The organism is Streptomyces sp. NPDC033131, assembly GCF_055578365.1.
In genome coordinates this window covers 167,802-187,704 of sequence record NZ_JBVIPA010000016.1, presented here as the reverse complement: position 1 = coordinate 187,704, position 19,903 = coordinate 167,802, and the positions used below count along the sequence as shown (strand labels likewise).

The 19,903-nt window shown below is 71.7% G+C and carries 17 protein-coding genes; 10 read left to right on the top strand and 7 right to left on the bottom strand.

The features are described 5' to 3' along the window. Positions 1-996, bottom strand: a 996-nt coding sequence (locus ACZ5XS_RS22065) for a homocysteine S-methyltransferase family protein (RefSeq protein ID WP_468653775.1), incomplete at its 3' end; no start/stop codon positions are given. 282 nt (positions 997-1,278) lie between these two features. Here ACZ5XS_RS22065 and ACZ5XS_RS22060 point away from each other — a divergent pair. The 7 genes from ACZ5XS_RS22060 to ACZ5XS_RS22030 all read left to right on the top strand — a co-directional run bounded on the left by ACZ5XS_RS22060 (position 1,279) and on the right by ACZ5XS_RS22030 (position 9,470). Beyond that, positions 1,279-2,043 (top strand): IclR family transcriptional regulator, encoded by a 765-nt coding sequence (locus tag ACZ5XS_RS22060; RefSeq protein ID WP_468653773.1) that lies wholly within the window; start codon positions 1,279-1,281, stop codon positions 2,041-2,043. Positions 2,044-2,423: 380 nt separating this feature from the next. After that, the gene (locus ACZ5XS_RS22055) at positions 2,424-3,218 is read left to right on the top strand and encodes an MIP/aquaporin family protein (RefSeq protein ID WP_468653771.1); all 795 of its coding nucleotides are present in this window, start codon (positions 2,424-2,426) and stop codon (positions 3,216-3,218) included. Between the two features lie 78 nt (positions 3,219-3,296). Next, positions 3,297-4,835, top strand: coding sequence for a glycerol kinase GlpK (glpK, locus tag ACZ5XS_RS22050; RefSeq protein WP_468653769.1), 1,539 nt, complete (start codon positions 3,297-3,299; stop codon positions 4,833-4,835). Positions 4,836-4,843: 8 nt separating this feature from the next. After that, positions 4,844-6,460 (top strand): glycerol-3-phosphate dehydrogenase/oxidase, encoded by a 1,617-nt coding sequence (locus tag ACZ5XS_RS22045; RefSeq protein ID WP_468653767.1) that lies wholly within the window; start codon positions 4,844-4,846, stop codon positions 6,458-6,460. A 265-nt stretch (positions 6,461-6,725) separates the two neighbouring features. Beyond that, a complete protein-coding gene (locus ACZ5XS_RS22040) occupies positions 6,726-7,478 on the top strand; it encodes a phosphorylase family protein (RefSeq protein WP_468653766.1) in 753 nt (250 codons plus the stop codon). Positions 7,479-7,642: 164 nt separating this feature from the next. After that, the gene (locus tag ACZ5XS_RS22035) at positions 7,643-8,314 is read left to right on the top strand and encodes a FadR/GntR family transcriptional regulator (protein ID WP_217238906.1); all 672 of its coding nucleotides are present in this window, start codon (positions 7,643-7,645) and stop codon (positions 8,312-8,314) included. A gap of 142 nt (positions 8,315-8,456) precedes the next feature. Next, complete coding sequence (locus ACZ5XS_RS22030; protein ID WP_468653764.1) at positions 8,457-9,470, top strand: PAC2 family protein; 1,014 nt, start codon at positions 8,457-8,459, stop codon at positions 9,468-9,470. 49 nt (positions 9,471-9,519) lie between these two features. On the opposite strand, the gene mshC is transcribed toward ACZ5XS_RS22030, so the two are convergent. The 4 genes from mshC to ACZ5XS_RS22010 all read right to left on the bottom strand — a co-directional run bounded on the left by mshC (position 9,520) and on the right by ACZ5XS_RS22010 (position 12,997). After that, positions 9,520-10,749, bottom strand: coding sequence for a cysteine--1-D-myo-inosityl 2-amino-2-deoxy-alpha-D-glucopyranoside ligase (mshC, locus tag ACZ5XS_RS22025; RefSeq protein WP_468653762.1), 1,230 nt, complete (start codon positions 10,747-10,749; stop codon positions 9,520-9,522). Between the two features lie 119 nt (positions 10,750-10,868). Next, positions 10,869-11,699: an SCO1664 family protein gene (locus ACZ5XS_RS22020; RefSeq protein WP_468653760.1), complete on the bottom strand. Its 831-nt coding sequence runs from the start codon at positions 11,697-11,699 to the stop codon at positions 10,869-10,871. Continuing rightward, entirely contained in the window at positions 11,663-12,253 is a 591-nt protein-coding gene (locus ACZ5XS_RS22015) for a DUF3090 domain-containing protein (protein WP_217238901.1), read from the bottom strand. The genes ACZ5XS_RS22020 and ACZ5XS_RS22015 overlap by 37 nt, the downstream gene beginning before the upstream one ends. A 57-nt stretch (positions 12,254-12,310) precedes the next feature. Next, positions 12,311-12,997 carry a histidine phosphatase family protein gene (locus tag ACZ5XS_RS22010; RefSeq protein ID WP_468653758.1) on the bottom strand — a complete coding sequence of 229 codons (687 nt, stop codon included), beginning with the start codon at positions 12,995-12,997 and terminating at the stop codon, positions 12,311-12,313. A 62-nt stretch (positions 12,998-13,059) separates the two neighbouring features. Here ACZ5XS_RS22010 and corA point away from each other — a divergent pair, with 62 nt between their 5' ends. Beyond that, on the top strand, positions 13,060-14,055 hold the full coding sequence (gene corA / locus ACZ5XS_RS22005) for a magnesium/cobalt transporter CorA (RefSeq protein WP_468653756.1): 996 nt from the start codon (positions 13,060-13,062) through the stop codon (positions 14,053-14,055). A 54-nt stretch (positions 14,056-14,109) separates the two neighbouring features. Here corA and ACZ5XS_RS22000 read toward each other — a convergent pair whose 3' ends face one another. Both ACZ5XS_RS22000 and ACZ5XS_RS21995 read right to left on the bottom strand, forming a co-directional pair. After that, positions 14,110-14,898 (bottom strand): ferritin-like domain-containing protein, encoded by a 789-nt coding sequence (locus tag ACZ5XS_RS22000; RefSeq protein ID WP_468653754.1) that lies wholly within the window; start codon positions 14,896-14,898, stop codon positions 14,110-14,112. Between the two features lie 235 nt (positions 14,899-15,133). Continuing rightward, positions 15,134-16,189, bottom strand: coding sequence for an LLM class F420-dependent oxidoreductase (locus ACZ5XS_RS21995; protein ID WP_217238897.1), 1,056 nt, complete (start codon positions 16,187-16,189; stop codon positions 15,134-15,136). Positions 16,190-16,385: 196 nt separating this feature from the next. On the opposite strand from ACZ5XS_RS21995, the gene ACZ5XS_RS21990 reads away from it, so the two are divergent. Together ACZ5XS_RS21990 and ACZ5XS_RS21985 are read left to right on the top strand one after the other, a co-directional pair. Then, the gene (locus ACZ5XS_RS21990; protein ID WP_468653752.1) at positions 16,386-17,369 is read left to right on the top strand and encodes an aldo/keto reductase; all 984 of its coding nucleotides are present in this window, start codon (positions 16,386-16,388) and stop codon (positions 17,367-17,369) included. Continuing rightward, a complete protein-coding gene (locus ACZ5XS_RS21985; protein ID WP_468653750.1) occupies positions 17,366-19,750 on the top strand; it encodes a helix-hairpin-helix domain-containing protein in 2,385 nt (794 codons plus the stop codon). The genes ACZ5XS_RS21990 and ACZ5XS_RS21985 overlap by 4 nt, the downstream gene beginning before the upstream one ends. The last annotated feature ends 153 nt before the right edge of the window (positions 19,751-19,903 follow it).

Sequence of the window (19,903 nt, the reverse complement as noted above, 5' to 3'; positions counted from 1 at the left end):
CTCCGGACGCGGCTCCCGCACCCCCGGAGCCACCCCCCGCACCCGCTCCACCACCTGCCGCAAATGCTCCGGCGTCGTCCCGCAACAACCACCGACCAGACTGAGGCCGTAGTCACGCACGAACGTCTCCTGCGCATCCGCCAACCCCTCCGCGTCCAGGGGGAAGTGGGCGCCGTCCTTGGTCAGGATCGGCAGGCCGGCGTTCGGCATGCACAGCAGCGGGATGCGGGAGTGGCGGGTCAGATAGCGCAGGTGCTCGCTCATCTCGGCCGGGCCGGTCGAGCAGTTGAGGCCGATCATGTCGATGCCCAGCGGCTCCAGCGCGGTCAGCGCCGCGCCGATCTCCGAACCCAGCAGCATCACGCCGGTCGTCTCGAAGGCCATCGAGACCACCAGGGGAACCTCGACGCCGGTCGCCTCCATCGCCCGCCGGGCGCCGACCACGGAGGCCTTGGTCTGGAGCAGGTCCTGGGTCGTCTCCACGATCAGGGCGTCGGCGCCGCCGGCCAGCAGGCCCTCGGCGTTGGTCTGGTAGCCGTCGCGGATCGTCGGGTACGCGATGTGGCCCAGAGTGGGGAGCTTGGTGCCCGGGCCCACCGAGCCCAGGACCCAGCGCGTGCGGCCGTCGCGCGCGGCGTACTCGTCGGCGGTCTCGCGGGCGATGCGGGCGCCCGCCTCGGACAGCTCGTACACGCGGTCGGGGATGTCGTACTCGACCATGGCCGTGTGATTGGCGCCGAAGGTGTTCGTCTCGACGCAGTCGACGCCCACGGCGAAGTACGCCTCGTGGACGGAGCGGACGATGTCCGGGCGGGTCACGTTCAGGATCTCGTTGCAGCCTTCGAGATTCTCGAAGTCCTCCAGCGTGGGGTCCTGGGCCTGGAGCATGGTGCCCATCGCTCCGTCGGCCACCACCACCCGGGAGGCGAGCGCGTCTCGGAGCGCGGACACACGAGTCCGGCTGTCGGTGGAAGGGGTCGGCGGCACAGAGGCCATGAAAGGGCTCCCTCGAGGTGCGACGGCTGTCGGCTTTGCGTCACCCGTGCAACTCTCCGGGGACGCACGCCGCCAGGGTAACCGGGCCCGGGGTCGGCTGGTCAGGGCGTCCACGGGACGGACGAGGATGGCGGCAGGGTCACGCACGGGATACGAGTGACGCAACAGATTCGGACCGACCGTTAGCGGGAGGTCGGCATGGACCGGTAGTGTTCGACATTGCCGAACGGCGGCAGCGAGCGTCGCGGAACGGCGGTCGAAGGGGACGGAGGCAGTACGGCGATGGCACGGAACATCCAGTCGCTCGAACGGGCGGCCGCGATGCTGCGGCTCCTCGCGGGCGGCGAGCGGCGGCTCGGCCTCTCTGACATCGCCTCGTCGCTGGGCCTCGCCAAGGGCACCGCGCACGGCATCCTGCGCACCCTCCAGCAGGAGGGCTTCGTGGAGCAGGACGACGCCTCGGGCCGCTACCAACTGGGCGCGGAGCTGCTGCGCCTGGGCACGACCTATCTGGACGTGCACGAACTGCGGGCGCGCGCCCTGGTGTGGACGGACGACCTGGCCCGCTCCAGCGGGGAGAGCACTCACCTGGGCGTGCTGCACCAGCAGGGCGTGCTGATCGTGCACCACGTCTTCCGTCCGGACGACAGCCGGCAGGTGCTGGAGATCGGGGCCATGCAGCCCCTGCACTGCACGGCACTGGGCAAGGTCCTGTCGGCCTACGACCCGGTCGCGCACAGCGAGGCGCTGGAGAGCGACCGCAAGGCGTTCACGGACCGGACCGTCTGCGATCTCGACGAGTTCGAGCAGATCCTGGACATCACGCGCGCGCGTGGGTACGCGGCCGACGTCGAGGAGACCTGGGAGGGCGTCGCGTCCATCGCCGCGCCCATCCACGACCGGCGGCGCATGCCGGTGGGCGCCGTCGGCATCACCGGTGCGGTGGAGCGGCTGTGCCGGGACGGGGAACTGCGCCCCGAGCTGATCGCCGCGGTGCGGGACTGCGCCCGCGCGGTGTCGCGGGACCTGGGCGCCGGGCGGTTCTGAGCACCGTACGACTGAGGGCCGGTACGTCGAGTCGACGTACCGGCCCTCAGTCGTCATCTGACACAACGGGGCAAACCGTCAGATCGACCCGTCGGATCGACACATATCGTTCCTGTTCCGCAGCCGTCCGTATCGAACTCAAGATCGAAGTTCGCGCCGATCAATAACGATCGCGTTTTCGACAACAGAGCTCTTGACGTCCGCGTAACCCCGGAGCAAGACTCCCGTCCATCGGTCGGCATTGTCGAACACCTACCGGCAATACGCGCTAGAGTGTGACAACGCCAAGGGCCGGCATCGCCCTCACCCCCGAGGGCACGCGAACCACCGGAGGGACCCGGGGTTCTGCTTTCCCTGGACGAAGGACAAAGGAGTCGCGGGTGTCCAGCTCCGACATCTTCATCGGCGAGACCATAGGTACCGCCATACTCATCCTGCTCGGCGGTGGCGTCTGCGCCGCCGTCACGCTGAAGGCCTCAAAGGCACGCAACGCCGGCTGGCTCGCCATCACCTTCGGGTGGGGTTTCGCCGTACTGACAGCCGTGTACACCTCGGCGCCGCTCTCCGGGGCGCACCTCAACCCGGCAGTGACGCTCGCCCTCGCCATCAAGGACGGCGACTGGAGCGACGTCCCGGTCTACTGGGCCGGCCAGCTGCTCGGCGCCGCGATCGGCGCGACCCTGGTCTGGGTCGCCTACTACGGCCAGTTCCACGCGCACCTCACCGACAGGGAGATCGTCGGCGGTCCGGGCGCGCAGGCCACGACGGCCAAGGCCGTCGAGGCGCAGGAGAAGGGCGCGGGCCCGGTCCTGGGCGTCTTCTCCACCGGCCCCGAGATCCGCGTCGTGTGGCAGAACCTCGCCACCGAGATCATCGGCACCGTGGTCCTGGTGCTCGCCGTCCTCACGCAGGGCCTGAACGCGAACGGCGACGGCCTCGGCACCCTGGGCGCCCTGATCACCGCGCTCGTGGTGGTCTCCATCGGTCTGTCCCTCGGCGGGCCGACCGGCTACGCGATCAACCCGGCCCGTGACCTCGGTCCGCGTATCGTGCACGCCCTCCTGCCTCTCCCCAACAAGGGCGGCTCCGACTGGAGCTATGCCTGGATCCCGGTGGTCGGTCCGCTGATCGGCGGCGCCATCGCTGCAGGCATCTACAACGTCGCATTTGCTTAGGAGCACCCGGCTCCCACCGAGCCAGACAGCACGCGCCGTACGTAAAGCCCCTTAACCACGGACTTCCAGGAGCACACAGTGACCGACGCCCACACCGCCGGCCCGTTCATCGCCGCGATCGACCAGGGCACCACCTCCAGCCGCTGCATCGTCTTCGACCGGGACGGCCGTATCGTCTCCGTCGACCAGAAGGAGCACGAGCAGATCTTCCCGAAGCCGGGCTGGGTCGAGCACGACGCCACCGAGATCTGGACCAACGTCGAGGAGGTCGTCGCCTCGGCGATCGCCAAGGCCGGCATCACGCGTGACGACATCAAGGCCATCGGCATCACCAACCAGCGCGAGACCACGCTGCTCTGGGACAAGAACACCGGTGAGCCCGTCCACAACGCCATCGTCTGGCAGGACACCCGCACCGACGCCCTGTGCCGGGAGCTCGGCCGCAACGTCGGGCAGGACCGTTTCCGCCGTGAGACCGGCCTGCCTCTGGCCTCCTACTTCGCCGGTCCCAAGGCCCGCTGGCTGCTGGACAACGTCGAGGGCCTGCGGGCACGCGCCGAGGCCGGCGACATCCTCTTCGGCACCATGGACAGCTGGGTCATCTGGAACCTGACCGGTGGTGTCAACGGCGGCCGGCACGTCACCGACGTCACCAACGCCTCCCGCACCATGCTGATGAACCTGCACACGCTGGAGTGGGACCCGAAGATCGCCGAGTCCATCGGTGTCCCGCTGGCGATGCTGCCCGAGATCCGCTCCTCCGCCGAGGTGTACGGCGAGATCACCGGCGGCAAGCTGGGCGACCTGCTCGGCGGCATCCCGGTCGCCTCCGCGCTGGGCGACCAGCAGGCGGCCCTGTTCGGCCAGACCTGTTTCGCCGAGGGCGAGGCCAAGTCGACGTACGGCACCGGCACGTTCATGCTGATGAACACTGGCGACAAGATCATCAACTCGTACTCCGGGCTGCTGACCACCGTCGGCTACCGCATCGGCGACGAGGCGCCGGTCTACGCCCTCGAGGGCTCGATCGCCGTCACCGGTTCGCTGGTGCAGTGGATGCGCGACCAGATGGGCCTGATCAGCACCGCCGCCGAGATCGAGACGCTCGCGCTCTCGGTCGAGGACAACGGCGGCGCGTACTTCGTGCCGGCCTTCTCCGGTCTGTTCGCCCCCTACTGGCGCCCGGACGCCCGCGGTGTGATCGCCGGTCTCACCCGGTACGTCACCAAGGCGCACATCGCCCGCGCCGTTCTGGAGGCCACCGCCTGGCAGACCCGTGAGATCAGCGACGCCATGACCAAGGACTCCGGTGTCGAGCTCGCGGCACTCAAGGTCGACGGCGGCATGACCTCCAACAACCTGCTGATGCAGACCCTCTCGGACTTCCTGGACGCGCCCGTGGTGCGCCCGATGGTCGCCGAGACCACCTGCCTCGGCGCCGCCTACGCCGCCGGCCTCGCCGTCGGCTTCTGGACCAGCACCGACGACCTGCGCGCCAACTGGCGCCGGGCCGCCGAGTGGACCCCCCGCATGGACGCGGACATCCGCGACCGTGAGTACAAGAGCTGGCTCAAGGCCGTCGAGCGGACCATGGGCTGGCTCGAGGACGAGGAGTAAGAACCCGAATGACCAGTCAGTCCACCCTGCAGTCCGTGCCTGCCCTCGGTACGCGCCCGGCCTTCGGCTCGAATCCGAGCCGAGCCGAGACCCGGGAGCAGCTCGCCAAGGCGTCGTACGACCTTCTCGTGATCGGCGGCGGCATTCTGGGCATCTCCACCGCCTGGCACGCCGCGCAGTCCGGCCTCAGGGTGGCGCTGGTCGACGCCGGCGACTTCGCCGGCGCCACCTCCTCCGCCTCCTCCAAGCTGCTCCACGGCGGTCTGCGCTACCTGCAGACCGGCGCGGTGCGGCTGGTGGCGGAGAACCACTTCGAGCGCCGTGCGGTCTCCCGCCAGGTGGCCCCCCACCTGGCGAACCCGCTCACGTTCTACCTCCCCGTGTACAAGGGCGGGCCGCACGGCGCGGCGAAGCTGGGAGCGGGCGTCTTCGCCTACTCCGCCCTGTCGGCCTTCGGTGACGGCGTCGGGCACCTGCTCTCGCCGTCGAAGGCCGCGCAGGACGTGCCCGAGCTGCGTACCGACAACCTCAAGGCCGTGGCCGTGTACGGCGACGACCAGATGAACGACTCCCGGATGGCGCTCATGACGGTCCGCGCGGCCGTCGAGGCGGGCGCGGCCGTCCTCAACCACGCCGAGGTCACCGGCCTGCGCTTCACCAGGGGCCGGGTGACGGGCGCGGAACTGCGCGACCGCCAGTCCGGTGACGAGTTCGGTGTGAACGCCCGTCTGGTGCTCAACGCGACCGGTCCGTGGGTCGACCACCTGCGCAAGCTGGAGGACCCGAACTCCGCCCCGTCCATCCGGCTGTCGAAGGGCGCGCACCTGGTCCTGAAGCGCACCTCCCCCTGGAAGGCGGCACTCGCCACCCCGATCGACAAGTACCGCATCACCTTCGCCCTCCCCTGGGAGGACATGCTGCTGCTCGGCACGACCGACGAGGAGTACGAGGGCGACCCGGCGGACGTCACCGTCACCGAGAAGGACACGGCCCAGATACTCGACGAGGCCGCGTTCTCCATCCGCGACCAGCAGCTCGACCGTGACCTCATCACGTACGCCTTCGCGGGTCTGCGCGTGCTGCCGGGTGGCCCCGGCAGCACGGCGAAGGCCAAGCGCGAGACGGTGGTGACCGAGGGCAGGGGCGGCATGCTGTCCGTCGCGGGCGGCAAGTGGACGACCTTCCGGCACATCGGCCGTACGGTCATGCAGAAGCTGGAGGCGCTGCCGGGGCACCCGCTGGGCGACGACTTCGAACCGATCTCCTCGCTGCCGAAGAAGCTGCCGCTGCCGGGTGTCGCCAACCCGCGCGCGGTGGCCCACCGGCTGCTCGTCGACCACCCGGCGCCGGGTCCGCGCATGGGGGCCGACACGGCCAGGCACCTGGCCACGCACTACGGCTCGCTGGCCTTCGACATCGCCCGCCTCGCCAACGACAACCCGGAACTCGCCGAGCGCGTCCACCCGGACGCCCCGGAGATCTGGGCGCAGGTCGTCTACGCCCGCGACAACGAGTGGGCCGAGACGGCGGACGACGTGCTGCGCCGCCGTACGACGCTGACGATCCGGGGCCTGGCGACGGACGACGTCCGCGCGAGGGTCCAGGACCTGCTCGACAAGGAGTAGGCGGTACGAGGCGAAAGGGGTGGCTCCACGGCGACGGAGCCGCCCCTTTCGCGCGCCCGGCCACTCGCTGCCCGATTGCCTGCGTGCCTTGGTTGCCTGCATGACCCCGGCATGCCCCGTTCCGTCACCCGCCCCGTCACCAGCCGCCCCGGCGTGACGTCGAACGCCGGGTTGTGACCGTGGGACCCGGCCGGAGCGGTGCGGGGAGTCGCATACCGTACGTGACCTCGGAGAACCCGTGTTCGACATGTCGAGGAGCCACCGCATGACGCTGGACCTGTCGCCCGTCACCCGCATACCCCGCGCCGGCCTTCCGGAGTACGCGGTCGTCGTCGGCGACCCGGCGCGGGCGGCGGCCGTCGCCGCGCTCCTCGACGCCGCCGAGGAGGTCTCCCACCACCGCGAATACCGTGTGTTCAGCGGCGGCTGGAAGGGCCTGCCGGTCCTCGTCGCCTCGCACGGGGTGGGCGGGCCGGGCGCGATCCTGCTGTTCCAGGAGCTGGCGGACGCGGGGGTGCGCACGCTCATCCGGTTCGGTACGGCGGGCGCGATGAAGCCCGGCATCGGGGACGGCGACCTCGTCATCGCGGAGGCGGCCGTGCGGGACGACGGGGTCACACAGCAGTTGTTGCCACCGGAGTTCCCGGCCGTCTCCTCGCCTGAGGCGGTCCTCGCGCTCCAGCGCGCGGCCCGCGCGGCGGGCGCCCCGCACCACCGGGGCATCGTGTGGACGCGGGCGGCCTTCCAGCCGGGGCTCCTTCCCCTGTTCTCCTACGCCGGTGCCGGGCTCGCGGCCATCGAGATGGAACTGTCGGCGCTGTTCGTGACCGCCTCGCTGCGCGGGCTCGTCGCGGGCGGCGTCCTCGTCGTGGACGGGGTGAACGCCGACGAGCTGGTCGACGAGGAGATGACCGGCGGGTACGACCCGCACCGGGAGATCGTCGCGGCGGGCATCCAGCAGGGGGCCGTCGTCGCGCTGGAGGCGCTGCGGCTGCTGGCGGAGGAGTACCAGGCGTGACCCTCGGCATGCCGGGGCACGACGGGCCGACGGCTGCGCACCCCGCCCCCGCCGCCTTCGTGGGGGCAGTGATCGCCGGCCTGGGGGCGCTTCTCCGGGCACACCGCATAATGTGGCTGAGACATCCGATGTCTCAGGATCATGGGGCACGAGGGAGGCCGGTCATGGCAGTCACCGACGAGGCGATCGAGAAGATCAAGGGCATGATCGTCTCCGGCGCGCTGCGCCCCGGGGACCGGCTCCCCAAGGAGAGCGAGCTCGCCGCCGAGCTCGGCCTGTCCCGAAACTCCCTGCGGGAGGCGGTGCGCGCCCTGTCCCTGATCCGGATCCTGGACGTACGGCAGGGCGACGGCACGTACGTCACCAGCCTCGACCCTCAGCTCCTCCTGGAGGCGCTGAGCTTCGTCGTCGACTTCCACCGCGACGACACGGTGCTGGAGTTCCTGGCCGTGCGCCGCATCCTGGAGCCGGCCGCGACCGCGATGGCGGCCCTGCGGATCAGTGAGCAGCAACTGGACGCGCTCTCGGCACAGTTGGACAGGCTGGGTGACAGCCCGTCCGTGGAGGAGCTGGTCGCCTGTGACCTGGACTTCCACCGCGGCATCGTGCAGAGCTCCGGGAACTCCGTCCTGTGTTCCCTGCTGGACGGCCTGTCCGGGCCCACCACCCGGGCCCGCGTCTGGCGGGGGCTGACCCAGGAGGACGCGGTCAGCCGCACCCTGCACGAGCACCGGGCGATCCTGGCGGCACTGCGCGACCGGGACGCGGAGGCGGCACGGTCCTGGGCGACCGTGCACGTCGCGAGCGTCGAGCAGTGGCTCAGGTCGAGCCTGTGAGGAGCACCCCACGAGTGGTGTCCCGAGGCGACGATCGGGGCAGTGATCCGTTCACTCCCCCGTGCAAGGGGGCTGCGGGCGCCCCCGCCGCACGCCGTAAGGTTGGGTCGTTAAGCGAGGGCACGTCGGAAGGAGGCGCTGGGTGATCGAGCTGGAGGGAGTTCCCGAGCTGATCGACCCAGTCATGGTGGCCGCGTTCGAGGGCTGGAACGACGCCGGCGACGCCGCCTCCGCCGCGGTCGCGCACCTGGACCGGGAGTGGAAGGGCGAGGTGTTCGCGGCGCTGGACGCCGAGGACTACTACGACTTCCAGGTGAACCGCCCCACGGTGTGGCTGGACGCCGGTGTACGCAAGATCACGTGGCCCACGACCCGGCTCTCGGTCGTCCGGGTCGGCGGCGAGAAACCGCGCGATCTCGTGCTCGTCCGGGGCATCGAACCCTCGATGCGATGGCGCTCGTTCTGCAACGAGATCCTCGGCTTCGCCCATGAGCTGGGCGTGGAGCTGGTGGTGGTCCTGGGCGCCCTGCTCGGTGACACCCCGCACACCCGTCCGGTCCCGGTCAGCGGCGTCACGTCCGACCCGGACCTGGCCCGGCGCATGGATCTGGAGGAGACCAAGTACGAGGGCCCCACAGGCATCGTCGGCATCCTCCAGGAGGCGTGCACGCACGCGGGCGTACCGGCCGTGTCGCTGTGGGCGGCCGTCCCGCACTACGTGTCGCAGCCGCCGAACCCGAAGGCGACGCTGGCTCTCCTGAACCGCCTGGAGGACCTGATCGACGTACGCATCCCGCTGGGCGAGCTGCCCGAGGACGCGCGCGCCTGGCAGGTGGGCGTCGACCAGCTGGCCGCCGAGGACAGCGAGGTCGCCGAGTACGTCCAGTCGCTGGAGGAGGCCCGCGACACCGCGGAGCTGCCGGAGGCGTCGGGTGAGGCGATCGCCCGCGAGTTCGAGCGGTATCTGCGGCGCCGGGACGGGTCGGGGCCGGGCGGCTCCGGTGGGCACGCCACAGCCGACGGCAGCGACAGCACGCCCTACCTGCGGGACAACCCCGGCGGTCGTACGAAGCCTCCGAGGCCGCCGAAGCCGGACGCCGAGTCGGCGGACGCGGACACCGAGGCGGACGACGAGGATTCCTCATCGGAGGACTGAACCGGTGAGAGGGCGGTGCGCCGGCCGGCGCACCGCCCTTCTGCGTCTACTACAACGCCACGCCCAGCAGGGCGTCCACCGCCCGCGACACCACACCGGGTGCGCCTTCGTCGGTACCGCCCCGCTCGTTCTGGAGCGCCGCCCACCGGTCCACGGCGGCCAGCGCGGCCGGCGCGTCCAGGTCGGCGGCGAGGGCCTCACGGATCTCGTCGACGAGCGCTTCGGCGGACGGGCCGTCGGGCCGGGAGACGGCGGCACGCCAGCGGCCGACCCGGTCGAGGGCGTCCTGCAGAACCTGGTCGGTCCACTCCCAGTCGGCCCGGTAGTGGTGGGCGAGGAGCGCGAGCCGGATCGCGGCGGGGTCGACGCCGTCGCGCCTGAGCTGCGAGACGAAGACCAGGTTGCCCTTGGACTTGGACATCTTCTCGCCGTGCAGGGCGACCATGCCGGCGTGGACGTACGCCTTGGCCATGGGGAACTCGCCGGTCAGCGCCTGGGCGTGCGAGGCGCCCATCTCGTGGTGCGGGAAGGCGAGGTCGGAACCGCCGCCCTGGACGTCGAAGCCCATGCCGAGGTGGTCCAGCGCGATGGCGACACACTCGATGTGCCAGCCGGGCCGGCCACGTCCGAGCGAACCGCCGTCCCAGCTGGGCTCGCCCTCCCGCGCGGCCATCCACAGCATCGGGTCGAGCGGGTTCTTCTTGCCCTGCCGGTCGGGGTCGCCCCCGCGCTCCGCGGAGAGCAGCCGCATCGCGGCGGCGTCGAGGTTGGAGACCTTGCCGAAGTTCGGGTCGGACTCGACGGAGAAGTAGACGTCCCCCTCGAGCTCGTACGCGGCGCCCGCGTCCCGCAGGCGTTCGACGAGCGGCACGATGCCGGGTATCGCCTCGACCGCGCCGATGTACTGCCGCGGGGGCAGCATCCGCAGGGCCGTCATGTCCTCCCGGAAGAGGGCCGTCTCCTTCTCGGCGAGAGCGGCCCAGTCGATGCCGTCGCGCTCGGCCCGCTCCAGCAGCGGGTCGTCGATGTCGGTGACGTTCTGGACGTAGTGGACCTGCCGCTTGGTGTCGAGCCACACGCGTTGTACGAGGTCGAACGCGTTGTAGGTCGCCGCGTGACCCAGGTGGGTCGCGTCGTACGGCGTGATGCCGCAGACGTAGATACGGGCGACGGGACCGGGGTCGAGGGATACCAAGCCGCCGGTCGCGGTGTCGTGGATCCTCAGGTCGCGGCCCTGACCAGGCAGGGCGGGGACCTCGGAAGCGGGCCAGGCATGCATGTCATGAGCCTAACCGGACGGATGTTCCGTATACGAACCGGACCGGCCCGGATGGCCGGTAAGGCATTCTTGCGCGATATCGCACGGCGTGCCCTGCGGCTGCACGACGTGCCCTGCGGCTAGACGGGCGGCCAGGGAATGGCCGGCCAGTCCCCGCTCGGCTCCGGGTGCGTCCCGGCGGCCAGCAGCGCGTCGACACGCGCGCGCGTGGCGTCGAGTTCGGCGGCGGTGATCAGTTCGGCCAGCCGGGCGGTCAGCGCCCCGTCCGCGCCGAGCGCCGCCCTGAGGCCTGTCAGGACGTCGACCGCCTCACCGGTCAGCGGCTCTCCGGCCCACCCCCACAGCAGCGTCCGCAGCTTGCTCTCGACGTTGAAGGTGACTCCGTGGTCGATGCCGTACAGCACGCCCCCGGCGGTGGGCAGAAGGTGCCCGCCCTTGCGGTCCGCGTTGTTGATCACGGCGTCGAGCACGGCGAGCCGGCGCAGCCGCTCGTCGTCGGCGTGCACGAGCAGCGCGGTCCGCCCCTCCCCGACCTCGGCGAAGCCGATCGCCTTCCAGCCCGCCTCGGGCTCCTCGCCGTCCACCAGGGAAAGCAGTTCGGCCTCGGGCGTGACCTCGATCCACAGCTGGCACATGCCCTCGCCGTACGGCCCGTCCCGCAGCACGGTGGGCGGTACGAGGCCCCAGCCGGTCGCTTCGGAGACCTCGTAGGCCGCGACCTCACGGCGGGCGAGGTTTCCGTCGGGGAAGTCCCACAGGGGCCGCTCACCGGCCACCGGCTTGTAGATGCAGGCGGCTTCCCGGCCGTCGTGGGAGACCGTGCAGTACAGCGCGGCGTTGGACGCCTCCCGGATGCGGCCGCGCACGGTGAGTTCGCCCTCGGCGAGCAGTTCGGCCGACATCGCTGTCGTCGTCACGCCCCGCGGCGGTATCCGTTCTGGCGCGGACATACGTGTCCTTCCGGGTCGAGCGGGAGGCTGCACAGCGGACACGGCGGCCGCCCCGCGTTGACGACGTCAAGGGCGCGCTTGGCGAAGGCTCGCGCCTGCGCGCCGGTGAGCCGGACCCGCAGCATCGGGGGGCCGTTCTCCTCGTCCTGGAGCAGCCGCTCCTCGGCCTCGGCGAGGTCCTCGTCGGTGTCGGCGTCGAGTTCGACGAGGGCCTGCGCCTCGACGATCATGCGCTGCTCGTCACCGTCCCAGGCCAGAGCCATGGTGCCGACCCGGAACTCCTCCTCGACGGGGGCGTCCAGGGGGCGGGTGTCGGCGACTTCGGTGGGCGCCACCGCCGGGACGGCGGCACTTCCGCCGCTACGGCGTACGACTTCGTCCAGCAGCTCGTCCATGCGCTCGGCGAGCGCGGCGACCTGGGTCTTCTCCAGCGCCACGCTGGTCACCCGGGGGCCGGCCGTGGCCTGGAGGAAGAACGTACGGCGTCCGGGCAGTCCGACCGTGCCGGCCACGAACCGGTCCGGGGGATCGTAGAGGAACACCTGACGGGACACGTCCTGTCTCCATTGAGATCGTGGGTGCGAACCGCTTCACCCTACTGCGCCCGGCGATCACGGTGCGCCCGCACCACCCCCGACCGTCGCTTCGTCGGCCGGAGGCTCCTCGCGCGGCACCAGGGACGTGAAGTCGCCGGTGTCGCCGAGGCGGACGAGAAACGGCCTCAGACGGGTGTAACGGATCGCGGTGATGGAACACGGTTCAACGGAAATCCGCTGGAAGAGGTCGAGATGAAGTCCGAGTGCGTCCGCCACCAGAGACTTGATGATGTCGCCGTGGGAGCACATGAGGTAGACCGCGTCGGGGCCGTGGTCGCGCTCCACGCGCGCGTTCCACTCGCGCACCGCCTCGGCGGCGCGGGTCTGCATCGCCCGCATCGACTCGCCGCCGGGGAACGCGGCCGCCGAGGGGTGCGCCTGCACGACCTCCATCAGCGGCTCGTCGCTGAGCTCGGCGAGCTTGCGGCCGGACCAGTCGCCGTAGTGGCACTCCCCGATCCGTTCGTCGGAGTGTGCGGCGAGGCCGGGCCGGGCGTCGAGGAGCGGCCGGATCGTCTCCTGGCAGCGCTGCAGCGGGCTGCTGACGACCTCGGCGAGCGGCAGCTCGGCGAGCCGTCCGGGCAGCGCGGCGGCCTGCGCGGCCCCGCGCTCGTCGAGGGCGATGCCGGGCGTCCAGCCGGCGAGCAGTCCCTCGGTGTTGGCGGTCGAACGTCCGTGCCGGACGAGGATCAAGGTGGGCATGCGGCCCAGAGTAGGCGCACGCCCGAACGTGGCGGCCCGTGGAGGACAGGAGAACACACTCAGTGATCGTCGACTGTGCCATCTACCGCGACGGACACCGGTCGAAAGGCCCCGAGGATCTTTCCGACGCGCTCGCCGAGGCCCGGGCGGCCCACGGATTCGTCTGGATCGGGCTGCACGAGCCCTCCGAGAAGGAGTTCGACCACGTCACCCGGGAGTTCGGCCTGCACCCGCTGGCCGTCGAGGACGCCCTGAAGGCCCACCAGCGGCCCAAGCTGGAGGTCTACGACGACTCGCTGTTCGCGGTCCTCAAGCCGGTCGTGTACGAGCCTCAGAGCGACGCCGTCTCCACCGGCGAGGTCATGCTCTTCCTCGGCGACTCGTTCGTGGTGACGGTGCGCCACGGCGAGGGCTCCCCGCTGGGCGCCGTACGGCAGCGCATGGAGCAGGAGCCCGAGTTGCTCGGCAAAGGCCCCACCGCCGTGCTGTACGCGGTCGCCGACGCCGTCGTCGACCACTACCTGGACGTGGCGACCGAGTTGCAGACCGACCTGGAGGAGCTGGAGACGGAGGTGTTCTCACCGGACGGCGGCGGCTCGCGCCACACCGCGTCCCGGATCTACACCTTCAAGCGGCAGATCCTGGAGTTCCGCAGGGCGACCGGCCCGCTCGCCCTGCCGCTGACCCGCCTGGCGGGCGTGGGGCAGTTCGGTGGGGCGGTGCCCTTCGTGGACGACACGGCGCGGCCCTTCTTCCGGGACGTCAACGACCACCTCACGCGCGTGAACGAGTCCGTGGAGGGCCTGGACCGGCTGGTCTCGGACGTCCTGTCCGCGCATCTGGCGCAGATGAGCGTCCGGCAGAACGACGACATGCGGAAGATCTCCGCGTGGGCGGCCATGGCCGCGATCCCCACGATGATCGCGGGGATCTACGGCATGAACTTCGAGCACATGCCCGAGCTGCGCTGGGAGTGGGCGTATCCGGCGGTGATCGCGCTGATGGTCGCCCTGGAGGTGCTGCTGTACCGGCTGTTCAAGAGCCGGGGGTGGATGTAGCGGTGGATGCGGCCGGGGGTCCGGCGTGGCTGGAGGCCGCGGACGTTCCCCGGTTCAGGCGAACTCGGGGGCCGCGCTCGCGGGGCCTCCGAGGGCGTCCCGGCGTTCCGGCATCTTCAGGGACACCATCCGGCGCCAGCCCGCCAGGCGCTCGTACGCGTACATCGCGTGGATGCCGGCCGCGAGCATCGCCGACTTCGGCTTCGGCCAGCCCAGGATGCGGCCCATGTGGGCCATGACGGCCAGGCTGACGTCCCGGTAGATGCCGATCTCGGCGAGCGCGCAGTCGCGCAGCGTGCGCTGGATGAGCCGTCCGTGCCCGGCGGCCGCGAAGCGCAACAGCTCCTCGTGGGTGTACGCGAGGTGGTTGTCCTCGTCGTTGGAGATCATCCGGACCGCCTTGCCGACCACGGGGTCGTCCGCGAAGTGCTTGCGCAGCATCACCATCTGGTCGGCGGCCCGCTGCTCCGTGACCCGGCTGTGCGCCAGGTAGGTGACGATGTCCGCCACCGTGAGTGGCTGGTCGCCCTTCAGCTTCTCGTGGGCGAGCCCGATGCCGTGCTTCTCCAGGAGCATCGTGTAGTCGGTCTCGGGCGGCACGGGGACGGGCTCCAGAGCGCGCTTCTTCAGGAGAGCGTTGAAGATCCGCCCGTGCTTGTCCTCGTCCGCTCCGTGCCGGGTGATCTTGGGGGCCATGTCCCGTTCGCTCGGGGGGACGAGCGCGGCGATGCGGGCGTTCTCCCAGCCGCCCTGCTTCTCCCCGCTGGCCGCGATGGAGCAGAACAGGCGGAAGGACTCGTCGTTGTCGATGATCTCCTGGAACAGACTCTTGGCCGAAAGCATCGTCAGCACCTCTCTGCAGGACTCTCCGCAGGGTCCGCAAAGAACGAGTCAAATGCGGTGAGAGGGGTGTTGCAACAGCTGTGTCGGACAACTCCGCCAAAAGGAGGACCCTCGGGGTCGCTTCAGGGCGTAACCACGCGGGCCCGGGCGCGTTGTGCTGCGTGACGGCCGTGGCGGGGAAGACCCCCGAGCCCCCACCACGGCCGCTGTAAACCTCCGGCGGTTGAACCAGGTGCTACGCGAGTCCCGCGCGCTCCATGGCCTCCGCGCCGGCACGGAGCGAGGCAAGCCGCTCGTCGAGCGTGAAGCCCGCGGGAGCGAGGCTCAGGGTCGTGACCCCGACCGCCGCGTACGCCTTCATCCGGTCCGCGATCCGGTCGACCGAACCCAGCAGGGTCGTCTTGTCGATCAGCTCGTGCGGTACGGCGGCGGCCGCGCCCTGCTTGTCGCCGGACAGGTACTTGTCCTGGATCTCGGCGGCTTCCTTCTCGTAGCCCATGCGGCGGGCGAGCTGGTTGTAGAAGTTCTGCTTGCTGCTGCCCATGCCGCCGACGTACAGCGCGGTATACGGGCGGAAGGTGTCGGCGAGCGCGGCCACGTCCTTGTCGTCGCCGACCGCGAGGGGCAGGGTCGGGCACACGTCGAAGCCGTCGAGGGTCTTGCCCGCCTTCTCGCGTCCCGCGCGCAGGTACGTGATCGCGGTGTCCTCGAGGTGGTCGGCCGAGGGGAAGATCAGCAGCGCGCCGTCCGCGATCTCACCGGTCTGTTCGAGGTTCTTCGGGCCGATGGCGGCGATGTACAGCGGGATGTGCTCGCGCTCGGGGTGCACGGTGAGCTTGATGGGCTTGCCGGGGCCGCCGGGCAGCGGCAGCGTCCAGTGCTCGCCCTCGAACGACAGCCGCTCGCGGGTCATCGCCTTCCGCACGATCTCGACGTACTCGCGGGTGCGGGACAGCGGCTTGTCGAACTTGACGCCGTACCAGCCCTCGGAGACCTGCGGACCCGAGACGCCGAGGCCGAGGCGGAAGCGGCCGCCGGAGAGCGAGTCGAGGGTGGCGGCGGTCATCGCGGTCATCGCCGGCTGCCGGGCCGGGATCTGGAAGATGGCCGAGCCGACGTCGATGCGCTCGGTCTGGGCGGCGACCCAGGTGAGCACGGTGGCCGCGTCGGAGCCGTAGGCCTCGGCGGCCCAGCAGACCGCGTACCCGAGCCGGTCGGCCTCCTGGGCGACGGCCAGATTGTCCGCGTCCATGCCGGCACCCCAGTAGCCGAGGTTGATCCCGAGCTGCATGCCGAATCCCCTTACCGATCAGTAACGTCCTTGTCCGCAGACCTTAGCGCGGGGGTGGGGCTTCGGGTACGGCGAGGACACGGCCGCCGCTTCGGCCGTCCGGTCCGTTTTCCGGCACCGCCCCCGGCCGCATCGGCGGAAACTGGTTATCCACAGGCACCCATCCGACAGGTTCTGGCCAGTAATCTCGGCGTTCATGGAGCAGAGGCATCTCGGCCGCACCGGCCTGCGTGTGTCCCGCATCGGGCTCGGCACCCTCACCTGGGGTCGGGACACCGACGAGCACGACGCCGCGGACCTCTTGAAGACGTTCTGGGAAGCGGGCGGGAGCCTCGTCGACACGGCGGACGTGTACGGCGACGGGGAGGCCGAATACCTGCTCGGACGTCTCATCGAAGGCCTCGTGCCGCGCCGGGACCTGGTCATCTCGACGAAGGCCGGCAGCGTGCCGGACCCCGACCGCCGGTTCGACGGCTCGCGCGGCCATCTGCTCTCCGCGCTGGACGCCTCGCTGGCCCGGCTCGGCACGGACTACGTCGACGTGTGGCACATCCACGCCTTCGACCCCGACACCCCGCTGGAGGAGACGCTGCAGGCGCTGGACCTCGCGGTCAGCAGTGGACGAGCCCGCTACGCCGGGGTCTCCAACTTCTGTGGGTGGCAGCTCGCCAAGGCCGCGACCTGGCAGATCGCCGCGCCGGGCACGCGGACCCGGCTGGCGAGCACGCAGCTGGAGTACTCGCTGCTGCAGCGCGGCGTCGAGCGCGAGGTGATGCCGGCCGCCCTGGATCTGGGCATCGGCATGCTTCCCTCGTCCCCGCTCGGCCGCGGTGTGCTCACCGCCAAGTACCGGAACGCCACACCGGCCGACTCGCGGGGCGCCTCGGAGCATCTGGCGCCGTTCGTCGCGCCGTACCTCGACGACACGGCGACGCGCATCGTGGACGCCGTGACGACGGCGGCGGACGGGCTCGCGGTGACGCCGATACAGGTCGCCCTCGCGTGGGTGCGCGACCGGCCGGGCGTGGCCGCGCCGATCGTCGGCGCGCGCAACGCGCAGCAGCTCACGGCGGCACTGTCAGTGGAGGCCCTTAGTCTTCCTGACGAGATCTGCCGGGCGCTCGACGACGTGTCGGCGCCCGTGCACCGCTATCCCGATCACGACTGGAGCACGCTGTGAGCACGGAGCCGGAGCCCGCTGAGCACGCCGAGGACGCCGAGCCGGGGACGCCGGGCACCGCGGCGGAGGGCGCCGCCCCCGAGACAGGCGTCGAGGCCGATGCCGCGCAGGACGCTGTCGCGGAGACCGGCGCCACCCCCGAGGGCGAGACCGCGAAGGCCGACGCCACCCCCGACAGCGCGACCACGGAGACCGACGCCACCCCCGAGACGGGCGTCGAGGCCGAGGACGCTGTCGTGGAGGCCCGCGCCACCCCCGACAGCGCGACCGTGGAAGCCGGTGCCGGTGCCAAGGGCGAGACCGCCGACGACGCCGAGGAAGCGAAGAAGCTGTCCGAGGCCGAGGCCGAGCTCGCCGCCCAGCGGCTGGAGCGGGAGCGGATCGAGCAGCGGAAGGCCGAGAAGAAGGCGCCCATCGCCGCCGGGACCAAGCTCAGCGGGAAGGCCGCCGACCTCCTCGCGGCCGTACGGGCGGTGGAGAGCGGCGAGAAGCCCGCGGCAGCCGTCTTCAGCGAGCCCGCACCCGCGCCGCGCCGCACCGCCCCGGAATCGAGGCCGCAGCCGGTGTCGACACCCCCGGTGAGCGCGACTGCCGCCCCGGAGACCGTCGAGTCCGTGCGGCGGGTACTCACCGAGGGCGGGGCACCGGACGCGCTGGCGGCGCAGGTCGCCGCGGCCCTCGGGGAGGGAGCCGACGAGCAACTGCGGGGGGATCCCTGGCAGTTGCTGCGGGTCGCAAGCGTGCGGCCCGAGCAGGCCGACGGATTCGCGCGGGCCTTGCTCGGCGCGGACTGCGCTCCGGACGACGAGCGCCGCGGCCGGGCGGTCACCGTCTGGCTGCTGGAGCAGGCCGCCCTCGCCGGGCACACCGCCCTGGAGATGCCGGCGCTCACCGCCGCGCTGGCCCAGCGGAGTGTGCCGGATGCCGACGCGGCCGTCCAGAGCACCCTTGCCGAGGGCGAGGCCCTGGTCTTCCAGGACGCCCTGGACGAACCCGGAGCACCGCCCCGGCGCGAGCAGGACGACTCCGCCGAGGGCGGCGAGGAGGGCGAGGAGCGCCCTGTGCGCGTCCTGGTCGGTCTGGAGCGGTACGCCCTCGCGGAGGAGAGCCTTGCCGACGGTCTGGCCCGGCTGATCAACTCGGTGCCGAAGGAGGACGGTTCGGCCGCGGACTGGGAGCAGGCCGCCGCCTCGGCCGGGGGTTCCGCCGCCGAGCTGATCCGGGCGGTCGCGGGCCACGGTCTGGTCCTCCATACGGGTGGCGAAGCCTCCCTGGCCGAACCGGCGGCCCTGCTGAGCGCGGCTCGCGGGCTGGGGCTGCGCGCCTGGGCCGCCACGCACGGGCCGATCGGCCGTGACCGTTTCGGGGCGCGGACCGCCCGTGCCGAGGCACCGCGGAGCGCCGAGGCCACGGACGCCCCCGAGGTGGCCGTCGCCACGGTCGCCGGGCTGCTGTCCGGTGCCGAAGGGCCCGGCCGGGACGCCGAGGGAGCGCTGGACCTCGACCTGCTCGTGGTGCTCGACGCCCCGCAGCTGGACGTCGAGACGGCGGCGCTGCTCACCGAGTCGCTGCCGGACGGCGCCCGGCTGGTGCTGGCCGGGGACCCCGCGGTGCTGTGGTCCGTGGGTCCCGGGCGGGTGTTCGCGGATCTGCTGGCCGCGCGGATCTGCCCGCAGGTCGCCTCCCGGCGCCCGGACCCGGGCCCGCTGGGCGAGCTGGTCTCCGGCGTCGGCATCGGCGAGCTCAACCAGGTCGAGGCCCCCGGAAAGGAGGTCGTGATCGTGCCGGTGCGGGACGCGGGCGAGGCCGTGCACCGGACGGTGCAGCTCGTCGCGGACTCCGTGCCCCGGGCGATCGGGGTGCCCGCCGAGGAGACCCAGGTGATCACGCCGGGCCACGGCGGCGCGGCCGGCACCCGCGTGCTGAACGCGGCACTCAAGGAGCGGCTCAACCCCGGCCCCGGCCGTTTCGGCGGCTTCGACCCGGGCGACCGGATCGCCTACTCCCCCGCGCCGGGCCGTACGCTGCCGGGCCAGGTCGTCAAGGCCGACGCCGAGGGGCTGCACCTGTCCTGCGCCGGCGAGGCCGTCGTCGTACCGAAGGAGCGGGTGGCGCAGTCCGTGCGGCACGGGTGGGCGCTGACCGCGCACCAGGCGGTGGGCGCCCGGTGGCCCGCGGCGGTCGTGGTGCTGCCCGGCGACGCCGTGCAGGCCCTCAGCCGGCCCTGGGTCTACACGGCGTTCGGCCGGGCGGACCGCCATCTGTCCGTGGTCCACGGCGCGGACCAGGCCCTCGCCCGTGCGGTGGCGGAGATCCCGGCGAAGCCGCGCACGACCCGCCTGCCCGCGCTGCTCGCTCCGCAGATCCCGACGGCCGGCTGACCACGCACCCGCGGGTACGGCCACGGGGGGGGGGGGGGGGGGGGGGGGGGGGGGGGGGGTGGTCGGGGGGGGTGGGGGGGGGGGGGGGGTGGTCCTGGACGGCAAGCGTCTGCAGTCGGAGGCGGGACAGGCCGAGGAATTAGCCGAGGGCAA

Excerpts from the sequence above, each read along its gene's own strand:
- mshC (WP_468653762.1), bottom strand. The coding sequence starts at position 10,749 with ATGCATGCCTGGCCCGCTTCCGAGGTCCCCGCCCTGCCTGGTCAGGGC.
- ACZ5XS_RS22060 (WP_468653773.1), top strand. The coding sequence starts at position 1,279 with ATGGCACGGAACATCCAGTCGCTCGAACGGGCGGCCGCGATGCTGCGG.
- ACZ5XS_RS22020 (WP_468653760.1), bottom strand. The coding sequence starts at position 11,699 with ATGTCCGCGCCAGAACGGATACCGCCGCGGGGCGTGACGACGACAGCG.
- ACZ5XS_RS22000 (WP_468653754.1), bottom strand. The coding sequence starts at position 14,898 with ATGCTTTCGGCCAAGAGTCTGTTCCAGGAGATCATCGACAACGACGAG.
- ACZ5XS_RS21995 (WP_217238897.1), bottom strand. The coding sequence starts at position 16,189 with ATGCAGCTCGGGATCAACCTCGGCTACTGGGGTGCCGGCATGGACGCG.
- ACZ5XS_RS22040 (WP_468653766.1), top strand. The coding sequence starts at position 6,726 with ATGACGCTGGACCTGTCGCCCGTCACCCGCATACCCCGCGCCGGCCTT.
- ACZ5XS_RS22045 (WP_468653767.1), top strand. The coding sequence starts at position 4,844 with ATGACCAGTCAGTCCACCCTGCAGTCCGTGCCTGCCCTCGGTACGCGC.
- ACZ5XS_RS22035 (WP_217238906.1), top strand. The coding sequence starts at position 7,643 with ATGGCAGTCACCGACGAGGCGATCGAGAAGATCAAGGGCATGATCGTC.
- ACZ5XS_RS22010 (WP_468653758.1), bottom strand. The coding sequence starts at position 12,997 with ATGCCCACCTTGATCCTCGTCCGGCACGGACGTTCGACCGCCAACACC.
- ACZ5XS_RS21990 (WP_468653752.1), top strand. The coding sequence starts at position 16,386 with ATGGAGCAGAGGCATCTCGGCCGCACCGGCCTGCGTGTGTCCCGCATC.